14 protein-coding genes are annotated in these 14,285 nt (G+C 68.6%); 8 read left to right on the forward strand and 6 right to left on the reverse strand.

Features of this window, described 5'->3' with window-relative positions; genetic code table 11:
• Positions 1–327, forward strand: coding sequence for a DUF1048 domain-containing protein (locus tag ACLJQ7_RS20315; protein ID WP_410649751.1), 327 nt, complete (start codon positions 1–3; stop codon positions 325–327).
• Between the two features lie 45 nt (positions 328–372).
• On the opposite strand, the gene ACLJQ7_RS20320 is transcribed toward ACLJQ7_RS20315, so the two are convergent.
• Positions 373–1,194 carry an SDR family NAD(P)-dependent oxidoreductase gene (locus ACLJQ7_RS20320; protein WP_410649752.1) on the reverse strand — a complete coding sequence of 274 codons (822 nt, stop codon included), beginning with the start codon at positions 1,192–1,194 and terminating at the stop codon, positions 373–375.
• 245 nt (positions 1,195–1,439) lie between these two features.
• Complete coding sequence (locus tag ACLJQ7_RS20325) at positions 1,440–3,239, reverse strand: APC family permease (protein ID WP_410649753.1); 1,800 nt, start codon at positions 3,237–3,239, stop codon at positions 1,440–1,442.
• Between the two features lie 172 nt (positions 3,240–3,411).
• Here ACLJQ7_RS20325 and ACLJQ7_RS20330 point away from each other — a divergent pair, with 172 nt between their 5' ends.
• Positions 3,412–4,176 (forward strand): ABC transporter ATP-binding protein, encoded by a 765-nt coding sequence (locus ACLJQ7_RS20330; RefSeq protein WP_410649754.1) that lies wholly within the window; start codon positions 3,412–3,414, stop codon positions 4,174–4,176.
• Positions 4,177–4,188: 12 nt separating this feature from the next.
• On the forward strand, positions 4,189–4,950 hold the full coding sequence (locus ACLJQ7_RS20335; protein ID WP_410649755.1) for an ABC transporter permease: 762 nt from the start codon (positions 4,189–4,191) through the stop codon (positions 4,948–4,950).
• A gap of 9 nt (positions 4,951–4,959) precedes the next feature.
• Here ACLJQ7_RS20335 and ACLJQ7_RS20340 read toward each other — a convergent pair whose 3' ends face one another.
• Together ACLJQ7_RS20340 and ACLJQ7_RS20345 are read right to left on the reverse strand one after the other, a co-directional pair.
• Positions 4,960–5,190, reverse strand: coding sequence for a hypothetical protein (locus ACLJQ7_RS20340; protein ID WP_410649756.1), 231 nt, complete (start codon positions 5,188–5,190; stop codon positions 4,960–4,962).
• A gap of 44 nt (positions 5,191–5,234) precedes the next feature.
• Positions 5,235–6,122: an alpha/beta fold hydrolase gene (locus ACLJQ7_RS20345; RefSeq protein WP_410649757.1), complete on the reverse strand. Its 888-nt coding sequence runs from the start codon at positions 6,120–6,122 to the stop codon at positions 5,235–5,237.
• Between the two features lie 104 nt (positions 6,123–6,226).
• On the opposite strand from ACLJQ7_RS20345, the gene ACLJQ7_RS20350 reads away from it, so the two are divergent.
• The gene (locus tag ACLJQ7_RS20350) at positions 6,227–6,748 is read left to right on the forward strand and encodes a CGNR zinc finger domain-containing protein (protein WP_410649758.1); all 522 of its coding nucleotides are present in this window, start codon (positions 6,227–6,229) and stop codon (positions 6,746–6,748) included.
• 16 nt (positions 6,749–6,764) lie between these two features.
• Here the strand turns inward: ACLJQ7_RS20350 and ACLJQ7_RS20355 are convergent, their stop codons facing one another.
• A complete protein-coding gene (locus ACLJQ7_RS20355) occupies positions 6,765–7,547 on the reverse strand; it encodes a hypothetical protein (protein WP_410649759.1) in 783 nt (260 codons plus the stop codon).
• 334 nt (positions 7,548–7,881) lie between these two features.
• On the opposite strand from ACLJQ7_RS20355, the gene ACLJQ7_RS20360 reads away from it, so the two are divergent.
• The gene (locus tag ACLJQ7_RS20360; protein WP_410649760.1) at positions 7,882–8,667 is read left to right on the forward strand and encodes a S1 family peptidase; all 786 of its coding nucleotides are present in this window, start codon (positions 7,882–7,884) and stop codon (positions 8,665–8,667) included.
• A 70-nt stretch (positions 8,668–8,737) separates the two neighbouring features.
• On the opposite strand, the gene ACLJQ7_RS20365 is transcribed toward ACLJQ7_RS20360, so the two are convergent.
• A complete protein-coding gene (locus ACLJQ7_RS20365; RefSeq protein ID WP_410649761.1) occupies positions 8,738–9,883 on the reverse strand; it encodes a hypothetical protein in 1,146 nt (381 codons plus the stop codon).
• A 341-nt stretch (positions 9,884–10,224) separates the two neighbouring features.
• Between ACLJQ7_RS20365 and ACLJQ7_RS20370 the strand changes: the two genes are divergently transcribed.
• The 3 genes from ACLJQ7_RS20370 (at position 10,225) to ACLJQ7_RS20380 (ending at position 13,720) form a co-directional block, all read left to right on the forward strand.
• Entirely contained in the window at positions 10,225–10,884 is a 660-nt protein-coding gene (locus tag ACLJQ7_RS20370) for a DUF4255 domain-containing protein (RefSeq protein ID WP_410649762.1), read from the forward strand.
• The gene (locus tag ACLJQ7_RS20375) at positions 10,881–12,869 is read left to right on the forward strand and encodes an ATP-binding protein (protein WP_410649763.1); all 1,989 of its coding nucleotides are present in this window, start codon (positions 10,881–10,883) and stop codon (positions 12,867–12,869) included. The genes ACLJQ7_RS20370 and ACLJQ7_RS20375 overlap by 4 nt, the downstream gene beginning before the upstream one ends.
• Positions 12,870–12,982: 113 nt before the next feature.
• Positions 12,983–13,720 carry a DUF4157 domain-containing protein gene (locus ACLJQ7_RS20380; RefSeq protein ID WP_410649764.1) on the forward strand — a complete coding sequence of 246 codons (738 nt, stop codon included), beginning with the start codon at positions 12,983–12,985 and terminating at the stop codon, positions 13,718–13,720.
• Positions 13,721–14,285: the final 565 nt, after the last annotated feature.

Below are 14,285 nucleotides of genomic sequence, written 5' to 3' on the forward strand. Positions count from 1 at the left end.
GTGGGCATCCAGGACATCATCGAGGGCAAGAAGCAGTGGCGTGCGCATATGGCGCGGGTCAAAGCGCTCCCGCCGGACTATCGGATCGTCTACCAGGAGATGCAGAAGTACCTGTTCAAGGTGGGGCCGGTCGATCTGGCCGACGGGCCCCTGCTTTCCGGGATCGTGGACTTCTTCGAAGAGGGCGCCGCGTCCGGAAAGGGAGTGCTGGAAGTCATCGGCGATGATGTCGCCGCCTTCTGCGACGACCTGATCAAGGACACCCCCACCTACGCGGACCGCTATCAGGAGTCCATCAGTGGGCGACCCGGCGCCGAAAGCCGGTGAAGGTGGTGCCCGAGAACCGAACGCTCCCGGGCATCCGTTGCGGCGTCAGGCCTGCCGCCTGTCGAAGAGCGTCAGGCGTTCGGTGAGGGACCACAACTTCCGTACGCCACCGGGATCGACGGCGGTGGCCGAGGCCCTCGCGGGCAGCCTGCCGTCGTAGTAGCCACCGTTGAGGACCTTGGCCGCCGGATCGGCCAGCCGGGCGACCGGTTCGGCCCCTTCGGCCACCGGGCGGCCTCGATAGCTGTAGCCCGGCAGCATCCTGGTGGCGATCACGCCCGGGTGCACGCTGACGGCTTCCCGGACCTTCGGCCGGAACTCGGCCAGTGCGGTGGTCATCATGGTGAGGGCGAGTTTGGACTGCGCGTACGCGGCGCCCCGGTTGTAGCGGCGCTTCCAATTGAGGTCGTTCCAGTTGATCCGCCCGCCGCGGTGCAACGACGAGGACACGTTCACCACGCGGCTCACCTCGGAGCGGTCGAGCGCGTCCTCGAGCAGCCGGGTCAGCAGGTACGGGGCGAGATAGTTGACCTGGATGGTCTGTTCGTGACCGTCCTTGGTGACCGCGCGCCCCTGCGGACCGGTGATTGCGGCGTTGTTGACCAGGACGTCGAGACGAGGACAGGTCTCGGCGACGGTGACGGCGAGGTCGATCACCTCGCGCAGGTCGGTGAAGTCGGCGACGGCGGGCCGGAGTTTTCGCGCGTCGACACCGGATTTCACCAGCCGGTCGCACGATTCGTCGCTTTCCTCAGGGGTGCGCGCATGGGCGATCACCGTGCACCCTTGAGCGACGAGAAGACGGGCGGTCTCGAAACCGATGCCGTCCGAAGCGCCGGTGAGCAGGACTGTGGGGCTTTCGTTCATGGGTCCGTCCACAAAGGATTCATGGCGCGTTCGACCGCGCCGGGGCCGGAAGGTCAACGGCCGGCCGGGGAATCACCGGAATCGGGGGTATCGCCGGCCGGCACCGGATGCGGTGGACGGTCGTCGTGGCGCACGCCCCACGCGTGCCCGCGAACGTCACCTGTGCCCATGGCTCAAACCAACCGTGTCCGCCTCAGGGAAACAAGATCGGGTGATCCGGTTTTACGGATTCCTTCCGCGGGATCTCACCGGGCACCCACCCGGAAGCGCATCCGGCAGACGACGGCGTCCGAACGGCGCCGCAGCGCGCGGGCGAGCACGCCGCCGCGCTGGTTCTGCAGGATCCGCTGCCACCAGTGCTCGGGTTCGACTTCGGCGATCAGCACGAAGACGTGCCGGCCGCCGACGGCCCGGAGATGGCGAACCAGTGGTTCACCGAGGCGGCGGCGTTCGTCGTGCAGCTGGACCAGCGCCACCCCAGGATGCCATTTTTCCCAGTCCGCCAAGAAGTCCCGTGCCGAGTGTCCGTCGTCGGGATGGGTGACGTGCACCGCCTGGACGTGGTCGCCGAGTGACAACGCGGCGGCGAGGGCGTCCCGGGTGAGGCGGGAAACGGCGTGCACGGGGACGATCACGAGTGAACGGTTCGGCCGCGGGGGAGCCGGGGTGACGCCGAGTTCGAGCCGGTCGCCGATCCGGCGGTAGCTGCGTTCGACCCATTCCATGGCCGCCACGAGCAGCGGCAGCGCGATGACGATCAGCCAGCCGCCCTCGCCGAATTTCGTCGTCGTCACCACGATCGCCGCGGCTCCGGTGAGCAGCGCGCCGAAACCGTTGAGCGTGGCCTTGCCGCGCCAGCCGGACGGGCGGGTACGCCGCCAGTGCCGGACCATCCCGACCTGGGAGAGCGTGAACCCGACGAACACGCCGATCGCGAACAGCGGGACCAGGGTGTTCATGTCCCCGTCGGTGATGACGAGCAGGAGGGCGGCGGTGACGGCGAGGAAACCGACCCCGTGGCGATACACCTGGCGTTCGGCGCGCAGGGCGAACACGTGCGGCAGCTTGTTGTGTTTCGCCAGCAGCTGCGCCAGCACCGGCAGACCGCCGAAGGACGTGTTCGCGGCCAGCGCGAGCAGCACCACGGTCGAGAACTGCACCAGGTAGAAGCCGAAGCCGTCGCCCAGTGCCGCGGTGGTCACCTGCGAGAGCACCGTGACGCCGTCCACCGGGTGGATGGCGAACTTCCCGATCAGCACGGCGATCCCGATGAGCATCACGCCGAGCAGGCCGCCCAGCGCGATCTCCGCGTGCTGCGCTCGCCGTACCCGCGGCCTGCGGAACGACGGCACGGCGTTGGCGATCGCCTCGACTCCGGTCAGCGCGGCGCAACCGTTCGCGAAGGCCTTGAGCAGCAACAGGATTCCGACCATCTGCAGGTTCTGCGGGTGTTCCGGTGCGGCGATCGCCGCGGCCGGGCCGGATCGGAACAGACCGGCGACGATCACGGTCAGGATCGCGCCGACGTAGATCACGGTGGGCACGACGAACACCCGGGCACTCTCGGCGATACCGCGCAGGTTCACGCCGGTGACCAGCGCCAGGACGCCGAGGCACAACCACAGCGTGTACGGCAGCAGGCCGGGGAACGCCGACGTCAGCGCGGCGACCCCGGCCGCCACGGACACCGCGACGTTGAGCACGTAGTCCACGATCAGGGACGCCGCGGCCACCAGCGAAGCCCGCCGCCCGAGGTAGGTCCGGCTGACCCCGTACGCACCGCCGCCGTCGGGGAACGCGGCGATCACCTGACGGTAGGACAGCGTCAGCACGCCGAGGAGCACCGCGATCGCGAGGGTGACCGGCAGCGTGAAGCCCAGTCCCGCTCCGCCCGCGACGGCCAGCACGATCACGATGGCCTCGGGCCCGTAGGCGACCGACGCCATGGCGTCCAAGGACAACGCGGCGAGCCCGCCGACGACGGAGAGCCGGTGCCGTTCGGGGCGGTCGACGGCGCGCTCGGGGCGGGTGAGTGTCGTGGTCACGCCGTCAGCGTGGGGTTCCGCCGCTCCTCGGTTCGAGGACGTTGACAGGTTCTTGACACCGATCCAGGTGAACCCGACAGCAAACTGACGCCCCTTGCGGCCCTACTAGTCAGTGCTACTATCTACCGGTAGTCAGTGTTACTTAGTAGCTTGTGCCGAGAAGGGCTGAATGATGACTGGGCGGCGAACCGAGGCGATCCGGGTGCGAGGTCTGGAGAAGTCGTACAAGGCCCTGCATGTCTTGCGAGGCGTGGATTTCGAGGTGGCGCGGGCCAGCATCTTCGCCCTTCTCGGCTCCAACGGGGCGGGTAAGACCACGGTCGTGAGAATCCTGTCCACGTTGCTCAAGGCGGACGCGGGGACGGCGACCGTCGACGGTTGGGACGTCGCCACGCGGCCGTCGGAAGTGCGGGAGGTCATCAGTCTCACCGGGCAGTTCGCCGCCGTCGACGAGATCCTCAGCGGGCGCGAGAACCTCGTGCTGGTCGCCCGGCTGCGGCATCTGAAACGGCCGGGCAAGATCGCGGACGACCTGCTGGCGCGGTTTTCGCTGACCGACGCGGGTGCGCGGAAGGTGTCGACGTATTCGGGCGGCATGCGACGGCGGCTGGACATCGCCATGAGCCTCATCGGGAATCCGCCGGTGATCTTCCTGGACGAGCCGACCACCGGGCTCGACCCCGAGGCGCGCATCGAGGTGTGGGCCGCGGTGAAGGAACTCGCCGCCCGCGGCACGACGGTACTGCTGACGACGCAGTACCTGGAGGAGGCCGAGCAGCTCGCCGACCGGATCGCGATCCTCCACAAAGGACGGATCATCGTGAACGGCACGCTCGCCGAACTGAAGCGGCTGCTCCCGCCCGCCGAGGTCGAATACGTCGAGAAACAGCCGTCGCTCGAAGACGTCTTCCTGGCCATCGTCGGCGCGGACAAGTAGAGGAGAAGGACGATGAACAAGTACCTCCTCGGCGACACCGCCGTCCTGCTGGGCCGATCGATGAAACACGTCACCCGCAGCATGGACACCATCCTCACGACCGCGATGATGCCGGTCGCCATGATGCTGATGTTCGTCTACGTCTTCGGCGGCGCGATCGAAACGGGGACGGATTCCTATGTGAACTATCTGCTTCCCGGCATCCTGCTGATCACGGTCGCGTCGGGCGTCGCCTACACCGCGCTCCGGCTCTTCACCGATATGAAGAGCGGGATCTTCGAACGCTTCCAATCCCTGCCCATCGCCCGCTCGGGTGTGCTGTGGGCGCATGTGCTGACATCGCTGGCCGCGAATCTGCTCTCGCTCGTCATCGTCGTGGGCGTCGCCCTTCTCATGGGTTTCCGTTCCGGGGCGGGCATGCTGGCCTGGCTCGCGGCCGCCGGCATCCTGCTGCTGTTCACGCTGGCGCTGACCTGGCTGGCCGTCATCCCCGGTCTCTCCGCGAAATCCGTCGACGGGGCGAGCGCGTTCTCCTACCCGCTGATCTTCCTGCCGTTCCTCAGCTCGGCGTTCGTGCCCACCGCCACCATGCCGGGCCCCGTGCGCGCCTTCGCGGAACATCAGCCGGTGACGTCGATCGTCAACGCCCTCCGCGCTCTGTTCGCCCGGCAGCCGGTCGGCGCCGACGTCTGGATCGCGCTGGCCTGGTGCGCCGGGCTCCTCGTCGTCGCGTACGTCTTCGCCACGATCACCTACCGCCGCAAGATCTCCTGACCGCCCTGATCAGTCGTCCGGGCCGCGCAGGGTGAGGACCACGCGGAGCACGTGTTCGACGGCGGCCGGGAACGCGGCTCCGCGTAGTTCACCGCGGCTGACGAGGGTGCGCCCGGCGAAGTCCAGCATCCGGTCCTCACCGAGACGCCGGACGGTCAACGCCGCCACCTCCTCGAGGTCGAGTTCGGGATGGTCCATGCGGGTCAGCGCGAACTCGATGAGCAGCTGTTCGTCCGTCACCGCACACCTCCGTCCCGTCTCGAGGATACGGAGGCACCGGGCGGTCAGTGCCCGGTGCGGTCGAGGAAGTCCCTTATGAGGGTGGCGATTTCCGGGCCGTGCGTCTCCAGTGCGAAGTGTCCGGCGTCGAGAAGGTGCACTTCGGCGTCGGGCAGATCGCGAAGGAACGCACGGGCTCCGTCGGCGCCGAAGATCTCGTCGTGCTCGCCCCAGGTGACGAGGGTCGGCGGACGGTGCTCGCGGAAGTACCGCTGGAAGGCCGGGTAGGCGTCGAGATTGAACTGGTAGTCCCAGAACAGCTGCAGTTGCACCTCCTTGTTGCCGGGACGGTCGAGCAGGGCCTGGTCGAGGGTCCAGGTGTCCGGGCTGAGCCGGTCCAGCCGGTCGGCGGGGACGCCGTGGGTGTACTGCCAGCGGGTCGCCGCGGGCTCCAGGAGCTCGCGCACGGCTTCTTCGTGGGTTTCACGGTCCTTGGCGTGCGCGAACAGAACATCCCAGAACGGTGTGAAACCTTCGACGTAGGCGTTGCCGGATTGCACCACCAGCGCGCTGACCCGCTCCGGGTGACGGCTCGCGATGCGAAGCCCGATGGGGGCCCCGTAGTCCTGGATGTACAGGGCGAAGCGGTCCAGCCCGAGCGTGTCGATCAGGCCCATGGTGATCGCGGTCAGGTTCTCGAACGAATAGTCGAACTCGTCGACGGTCGGGGCATCCGAGTGCCCGAAGCCGATGTGGTCGGGAGCGATGACGTGGCAGCGGTCGGCCAGCGCCGGGATCAACGTGCGGAACATATGCGAGGACGTCGGGAAACCGTGCAGCAGCACCACGGTCGGCGCGCTGGGGTCGCCTGCTTCCCGGTAGAACACGCTTCGGCCGTCGATGGTCGCCGTGCGGTGAAAAACCTCGTCGGCGGACCGGATTGCTTCGGCCATATCAATTCTCCCTTGTTCTAACTGTCTAAATAAATTTGAACGGTTAGAGACAAGCATGCGGAGGCCTAACCTGTCAAGCGGTTGACGGAGGGTAGGATGGTGCCGTGCCGCAACGCCCTTTGGTCGGCGAGCCGATCGCTCTGGACCTGCTGAACACCACGTGGCCCGATCGTGGTGTGCGGCAGGACGTCTTCGATGAACCCGGCGGCGTCGGTGCCTGGCTGGCCGAGCGGGGTCTTCCGGATGTGCCGGGAGCGGAAGAACCGTTGCGGCACACGCGTTCCGTCCTGCGCGAGGTACTCGAGAACCCCGGCGCTTCCGCCGAGCGCGCGCTGAACGAGGTGCTGGCGCGCGGGCGGTTGCGGCCGGAGCTGCGGAAAGGTGGGCCCGAAGAAACGATCGAGGTCGAGGAAGTGGCGTGGCGGCCCGCGTGGCTCGCGGCGTACGGCTACTTGAGCCTGCTCCGCACGCGTCCGGAACGGATCAAGCGGTGCTCGGCGTATCCGGCGTGCACGCTGTACTTCGACGACACGACCCGTAACGGCACCAGGCGATGGTGTTCCATGGAAACCTGCGGCAACCGGGCGAAGGCCGCTCGTCACTATCGCCGCGAACGGTCGACCTAGCGCCCGCTTCGGCGGGCTATCGCCGGAACCAGCGACGCCGCTTTTCCGTGGCGTCGGCAGGCTGCAGTCCCAAACTTCCGGTCAGGAAGAAGGTTCCGGTCACGATGTTGCCGCGCGCGGGTGGCTGCTCCAGATCGGTGGCCGCGATGGCGACGTCGAGCTCGATCGCGGCGATGGTGCGGACCCGGATCCGATGGAATGTCTCGCCGGTGACGGTATTCACGGGAGTTTCGGCCTCGACGACTTCGCCGGCGAACAAGGCGTGGGCGGAGGGCGTCCAGCCGGGCGAGGGTTCCTCGAGCGCGAAGGTGCCGGACGGGATGAAGTGGTCGGCGGCGAACTTCAGTCCGTCGTCGTCCTGCGAGGCTTCGTAGGCATCGGCGTCGGCGTGCACGGTGATGTCTTCGGCCAGCGCCGCCAGCGTCAGGGAGCCGGACGTGAGCCGCCCGCCGGAGTGGGCGAGGGCCGTTCGGTCTTCCAGCTCGACCGCGACAGGGCAGACCATCTCCCCGGCGACGCCGTCGAGGAGGTCGAGCATCGCGGTCTCGTCATCGACAAGGCGTACGTTTCGCACCGGAATCGCGGGCGCCGTGCCTGCCAGGCACGGCAGGAGAAGGTCGATCTCGCCCCTGTGGACCTGCGCGACCAGCCGGGCGCCGGAGGAATCGGTCCACACGTGCTCGCTGATCTTCTTGCCGATCTGCCGGGCCGTGCCCGCGCCGATCAGGGAGACCACCCGTTCCCTGAACTCGTCCTCGCTGGTGACGCCGATCCCGATCGCCTCGAAGTGGCTGGACAAGCTAGCTCCCCCTGTCGCACCGTCCGCTGGAGAGTACTGGTCTGCCGAGCAAGGTCATCCCGGTTTCCGTGCGCCCCTGGGCGCTGTCCGGCAAGTCTTGTTCGCGGTACGGGCGGACGCGGCCGAGTACGACCCGCTTACCGGGCGCGACCGAGCACGACCGGGCTGAGCTGAGACGCGCATCCACCTATCGGGTCGCTTCTCGTGGTGCGGCGTCACGCTGGGTCGGCCATTCGGCCGATGCACACCCGGCCGATGAGTCGATCCAGTGGTGATCATCACCCCATAGCGTGACGACTGTCAGCAATTCGTCGTCTACGGGGAGTTCACGATAATGCTTCGCAAAACAGGCGTTCTGATGATGGGGTTGGCCGCGGCGGGAGCGGTGCTGGTACCGGGGATCGCCGCGGCGGCCGACGGGCCGACACCGTACGTCATCGGCGGGCACGACGCCACCGAGGACTATTCGTTCATGGTGTCGTTGCAGGAGGGCGGGCAGCACTTCTGTGGCGGCTCGCTGATCAGTGAGGACTGGGTGGTGACCGCGGCGCACTGCGTCCAGGGAGCGCGGCCGGAGCAGATCAGGACCAGGATCGGGGCGCGGCAGCACAACAGCGGGGGCACCGAGACCGGGGTCAGCCGGATCATCGTGCACCCGGACTTCACCGGGCAGGAGCCGCCGGGTCAGGACATCGCGCTGGTGCGGTTGGACGAACCGGTGACCGAGCGGCCGATCAAGATCGCCGAAGCCGTGGGCGACGCGGGAACGGCGACCCGGATCCTCGGCTGGGGCGAGCACTGCGCCGAGCAGAACTGCGGCGCCCCGGAGATCCTCCAAGAGTTGGACACGAAGGTCAGGCCGGCGGAGGATTGCCGCAATCTGGCGACGGGCAAGGAGATCTGCACCGGTTCCGACACGCCGGACGCGATGGGCTGCTACGGCGACTCTGGCGGACCGCAGATCAAGGGCAGGCCGGGCGAGTGGGAACTGGTCGGTGCCACCAGCCGCGATGGTGACGCGGATCCGAAATGCGCCAGCGGTCTGGGCATCTGGACCGATGTGACGGTGTACCGGGACTGGATCGCCGAGCAAACGAGCCGAGAGGCGACCGTGGCCTGATGCCGGAGCGTGTCGCGAAAGCCACCTTCGCCACCGCGGAAGTGGCTTCGCGACACCTTCCCGACAAGCGTTACCGGCGGGTCTTCTCTTCCAGCGCTCGGCGCCGAGCGGTCACCTCGTCGGGGTCGTCCCCGAGGACCAGCAGTTGCAAGGTACTTCGCCTGATCGGATCGTCCGTGCGGCCGGTGTCATGGCCCGCCACGATGAGCAGGCCACCGTCGGCCAGCGCGGGGCGTACCTCGGCGAGCAGGTCGGTGAGCGCGCCGGCGACGGTCAGCTTCACGGACTCGGCGGGCCGGTCGAGGGCGTCGGGGCGGACGGACTGCATCGCCAGCAACGGGATCGAGCCACTGGTGATCCGGAAGTTCAGATCGAGCACGACCTGCTGACCGTCCTGGGTTTGGGCGCAATCGAGGCTGCACAGGCCGCGGTAGCCGACGTCGGCCGCGCGCTGGGTGATCGCCAGGCATTCGGCGAGCAGTTCGGCAGGGGGAGTGGTGACCGCGCCGAATATGCCGCCGGTGTAGATCCCGGTCGCGTCGACGCGTTGCTCGGTCACCGCGAGCAGGCGAGCCCGCGCGTCCGCTCCCACGTAGAACTGCAGGCCCCAGTTGCGCAGGATCTGCAGGTACTCCTCGATGACGAACTCGCCGAGCACGTCGGCGAACGCCGGCAGCGTGATCTGCTCGTGGGCCCGGTGCAGATAGACATCGAGGCTGCCGCCGTGCGCGTCGTTGGTCGCGGCCTTGAGCACCCACGACTTCTCCGCCGGTGCGGCCTCCGCGAGTTGCTCACGGGTCACGACGCTGCGGTGCGCTTGGAAACGGGGATCGACCAACGTGGTGATGCTGGCCTTGTTGTTCAAGTACCCGACGAGTTGCGCGCTTTTGAGCGCGCGTTCGTCCGGGCACAGCGTGGTCGGCTGGGGGTATTCCATCGACATCAGCAGGCCGTCGGACATCGCTTCAGTCACGCGGGCGCCGAATTCCCGTTCGCTTCGGAACTCGCGCAGGTCTGTGCCGACAGGCAGGCCGCTGTCCCGCACGAGCGCCAGCAGATCCGGGTCCGTGCCGCCGGCGCTGCAGATCACCGGCATGTCGGCCGCGACGGCGATCGGCCGGGCGGAGACGACGTCGCGGCTGTGACGGTGCCTGTTCACTGGTTCGGCGGCGGCCAGTTCGGGCCGCGCGCAGAGGGCGATGCCCGGGCCGTACACATCGGTGAGGGAACGAGGAGCGCTGACGGCGTACGGCAGAACCAAGGGAACGCTGATGGAGGATCTCCTGTGGAGTGAGTCGGACCGGCCGGAACCGGCCACGGTGTGCGGGGTGAAACGAGGGAACCGGTGCCGTCGGTCGTCGGCATCTCGGCAGGAGGCTGCACCACCCAGGCTACTCCCGATATCCGGCGGCGAACCCGCTGGTGGGCAGCTCGTCGGCCACGTCACGCGTTGCCCGTACGGGCAGCCGGGCTTACCCGAAGGTCTGCCGCTGCGTGGCTGGCCGGTCGGCGGCCCCGCGATCATCGTGGGAAGACCGCCGTCCGAGGAGGTCCGCAGTGATCCATGAGGTCGATGAGGCGCTGCGGCGGCTGGTCCGAGGTGAGGCCCGGCGCGGCAGCGAGATCGACGTCGCGTTCGACGCGCCTACCAAGGAGTGGGCGTCGCGGCGCAACGCTCCCACGGTGAACGTCTACCTCTACGACGTCCGTGAGGATCTGCGGCGCCGCTCGCGTGGCCTGCTCAACGAGTACGACCCGTCCGGCAAGGTCGCGGCGCGGCACCTTCCGCCCCGGCACATCAAGCTGTCGTATCTGGTCACCGCGTGGACGCAGCGTCCGGAAGACGAGCACCGCGTGCTGTCCGACCTGTTACTCGGCCTGCTCTGCCACGACGCCGTCCCGGAGTCGGTCCTGACCGGATCGCTGGCCGAGCTCGGCCTGCCGGTGCCGATGACGGTCGCGTTGCCGCCGCCCGAGGACCGCGCGTTCGCCGACGTCTGGACAGCTTTGGGCGGCGAACTGAAACCGTCGCTGGATGTCGTCGTCTCCGCGCCGGTCCACAGTGGACGGGTGTATCCGGCCGAGCAGCCACCGAAGGAAGGGCTGAAACTCGATGCCCGCGATGGCGACTTGATCGGGCACCACGTGGCGGAGAGCGGGGCGGTCGAAGGACAACGCCGGGTCGCGATGGCGCGCACCCATCGGAAATCCCGATGAGCCTGGAGTACCTGTTCGAGCGGTTGGCCAGGCTCGAACAGCGGATCCGCGACGCGGTCGAGAGCCGCCGGGCCGCTGACCCGAACCCCGACGACCCCTTCCGCGGGCTGTACCTGTCGAACGAGACGATCGACGCGTTGCTGGAGGGCCACCGTGAGCCGTTCCCGCCGTTCACGGACTCCGTGCCGGACGGCCGCCTGTACCCGTTGGCGGAGCGCGCGGGACTCACCGGTGTCGACGTCGAACTGCTGCTGGTCGCGCTCGCGCCCGACCTCGACAGCCGGTTCGAGCAGTTCTACGGCTATCTCAACGACGACGTGACCCGCCGCCGGGCGACCGCGGGCCTGGCCTTGCGCCTGTGCGGCATCCCTGAAGCGTCGGGCGCCGGCCGGGCGCGGCTCGACGCCGACGCTCCGCTGATCACTTGTGGCCTGCTCATCATGGAGGACCAGGAACGGCCCTTCCTGTCACGCACGCTTCGTGTACCGGATCGGGTCGTGAACCACCTGCTGGGCGATGATCGGCTCGCCCCGGAACTCGCCGGATGCGCACGCCTCGGCACGGCGTTCGCCGACGTGGCCGGTGCCGATCGGCTCGCCCGGGCGATCAGGGGCCAGGTCGGCCTGGTCTACCTGAGAGAGCATCCCGGCGGAGGTGCCGAAGAACTCGGTGTCGCGGCACTGACCGCCGCCGGTTTTCCCGCGCTGGTGGTCGACGCGGCACGGTGGCAGGCGGAATCCGGACAGGGCGAGCTTACCGGTTCGCTCGTGCGGGAGGCGTTGCTGCGCGGTGCGGGGTTGGTGCTGGGCCCGGTCGACGACTCCCCGCGCCTGGAAAAGCTCGCTCATCCGGCGGTCCCGTCGATCGTGCACGGCACCGGGGCCTGGGACCCCCGGTGGAGCGCCGTCCCGCCGTTGCAGCTCGACGCCTTCCCCCTGTCCGTGGCGAGCCGGGTGGGTCTTTGGCGCAGCCATCTCGACGGCGCTCTCGCACCGGACGTCGACCCTGCGGAGGCGACCGCGCATTTCGTGCTGGGCCCGGGACAGATCGCCCGCGCGGCGAAGGCGGCGTCGGTGACGGCGCTGGCCGACGGCGGGCCGGTGCGGACATCCCATCTGCGTGCGGGCGCGCGAAGCCAGAACGCGGCGGGTCTGCAGCGGCTCGCCCGGCGCATCGAACCCGCGGTCGGCTGGAGCGACCTCGTGCTGCCCGCGGGCGTACTGTCCCTTTTGGACGAACTGGCCGCGCGGGCACGCTACCGGGATCAGGTCCTCGACGTGTGGCGGATGCGCCCCGGCGGCGGCCGCGGCCGGGGTGTGACGGGGCTCTTCGCCGGGGATTCGGGGACGGGCAAGACGATGTCCGCCGAGGTCATCGCCGCCTCGCTGGGGCTGGATCTCTACACCGTGAACCTGGCGACGGTGGTCGACAAGTACGTCGGCGAGACCGAGAAGAACCTGGAACGGATCTTCACCGAGGCCGCCGGCGTCAACGGAGTGCTGCTGTTCGACGAGGCGGACGCGATCTTCGGCAAGCGGTCCGAGGTCCGCGACGCACACGACCGGTACGCGAACATCGAAAGCGCCTACCTGCTGCAGCGGATGGAGACCTTCGACGGCATCGCGGTGCTGGCCACCAACCTGCGAGCGAACCTCGACGAGGCGTTCACCCGGCGGCTGGACGTGATCGTGGACTTCCCGTTGCCGGACGTCGAGCTGCGACGTCAGTTGTGGGACCACTGCCTCGGCGCTCGGATGCCCCGGTCCGACGACCTGGACCTGGGCTTTCTGGCCGATGCGTTCGAACTCGCCGGAGGACATATCCGCTCGGCCGCGGTGACCGGCGCGTATCTGGCCGCGGAAGCCGGCCGCCCGGTGGCGATGACGGATCTGGTCGGCGCGGTCGCGCGGGAATACCGCAAGCTGGGCAGGCTGTGCCTGGACCGCGAGTTCGGCCCGTACCTGGCGATGGTGACCGACGGCTGACCCTGCCCGTTCGGGCAGCCGATGCCGCCCGTCCGGCCGCGCAAACCTGCCTGGTGCGCGGCGGGGCGACGGCGCAAGCTGGACAGCGGCGTAGCGACCCGAGGGAGCGGACCATGCGCGGGCACAGTCACGAGAACGACCTTGAACCGAGCCTGCGGCCGAAGGGCGACCGGGTGGACCGGGACGAGGGCGGCCTGCTGGGCCGCGCCGCCGCGGCCGGGCGCACCGATGTCCTCGGCCCCGCCGGCATGCTGGATCTGCAGCGCGCGGTGGGGAACGCCGGGGCGAGCACACTGGCCGAAGAGGAGCGCTCCCCGGTCCACGACGTGGTCACCTCAGGCGGCGCGCCGTTGGACGCCTCGACGCGCGCGGACATGGAGGGCCGCTTCGGGCACGACTTCGGTGACGTCCGGGTGCACACCGACAGCGCCGCGCACGATTCGGCGAAGTCCGTCAACGCGCAGGCCTACACGGTGGGTTCGAACATCGTGTTCCAGCGGGACAAGTACGACCCTGGTTCGGATTCGGGCAAGCACATGCTGGCGCACGAACTGACGCATGTCGTCCAGCAGCGGAGCGGGCCGGTGGACGGAACCGACGCCGGCGGCGGGGTGAAGGTTTCGGACCCCTCGGATCGGTTCGAGCGCGAGGCCGTCGCGAACGCGGACCGGTTGATGTCGGCTCCTGCGCCTTCTGTGTCGCCGACAGGTCCCGCGGTTCAGCGGTGCGAGGCCGACGGCGAGGCGCACGTCCAGCGCGACGAAGCGCCTGAAGCTGAGGAAGGCGAAGAAGAGAAGATGGCGCAGACCTACGTGCAGCGCGAGGAAGAGACCGAAGAAGAGTCTTCTTAAGGGTAAGTCAAATGTGTCGTGGTACGAGCCCTGCCGCGCGTAAGCCGATCGTCCATAAAGGACGCCAGTGTCTATCCGCGTGTCCGATTTGAGCGCTTTGCGCGGGGGTCGTGAGTGGTAAGTGTCGCTCTGACCCTCTTTACCACTCACGACCCGCTCGTCGCACACTGACATCGCGGAGAAAGTCCCTTGTGGACAGTCGAGTGAGTGCCCCTTCGGAGAGTCCCGCTCCTGCCGCCGAATCCTTCTCGAGCGACTGGAACCTGGGGTCCGACGCGGGGGTCGCGCCCGTGGGCGCGGGGCAGCTGCTGCGCTGCAAACCAACGAGCTTGGTCACCGCGGCGGCCTGCAGCCTCAGCAGCGCCGTCGGGGTGGCGCGGCGCGCGGGTTTGACCGGCCGCGCGGGTTGTGCGGCCGGGGTCTGTCCGACTTTGTCCCGGCCCGCCGGCATGTCCTTACTTTCGGCTTCGCCGGCCGGTTGCCAACAGCCTGAAGGGCGGGCCCCGCTACCCGAACGGGCGGCTGCCTTTTCGGGCAGAGATTGGTTCCCGCTGACCTATCCGCT

Origin of the sequence: Amycolatopsis sp. cmx-4-54, assembly GCF_046548895.1 — a bacterium.
In the GTDB taxonomy this organism is placed as follows: Bacteria; Actinomycetota; Actinomycetes; order Mycobacteriales; family Pseudonocardiaceae; genus Amycolatopsis.

Excerpts from the sequence above, each read along its gene's own strand:
- ACLJQ7_RS20320 (WP_410649752.1), bottom strand. The coding sequence starts at position 1,194 with ATGAACGAAAGCCCCACAGTCCTGCTCACCGGCGCTTCGGACGGCATC.
- ACLJQ7_RS20360 (WP_410649760.1), top strand. The coding sequence starts at position 7,882 with ATGCTTCGCAAAACAGGCGTTCTGATGATGGGGTTGGCCGCGGCGGGA.
- ACLJQ7_RS20380 (WP_410649764.1), top strand. The coding sequence starts at position 12,983 with ATGCGCGGGCACAGTCACGAGAACGACCTTGAACCGAGCCTGCGGCCG.
- ACLJQ7_RS20345 (WP_410649757.1), bottom strand. The coding sequence starts at position 6,122 with ATGGCCGAAGCAATCCGGTCCGCCGACGAGGTTTTTCACCGCACGGCG.
- ACLJQ7_RS20335 (WP_410649755.1), top strand. The coding sequence starts at position 4,189 with ATGAACAAGTACCTCCTCGGCGACACCGCCGTCCTGCTGGGCCGATCG.
- ACLJQ7_RS20375 (WP_410649763.1), top strand. The coding sequence starts at position 10,881 with ATGAGCCTGGAGTACCTGTTCGAGCGGTTGGCCAGGCTCGAACAGCGG.
- ACLJQ7_RS20330 (WP_410649754.1), top strand. The coding sequence starts at position 3,412 with ATGACTGGGCGGCGAACCGAGGCGATCCGGGTGCGAGGTCTGGAGAAG.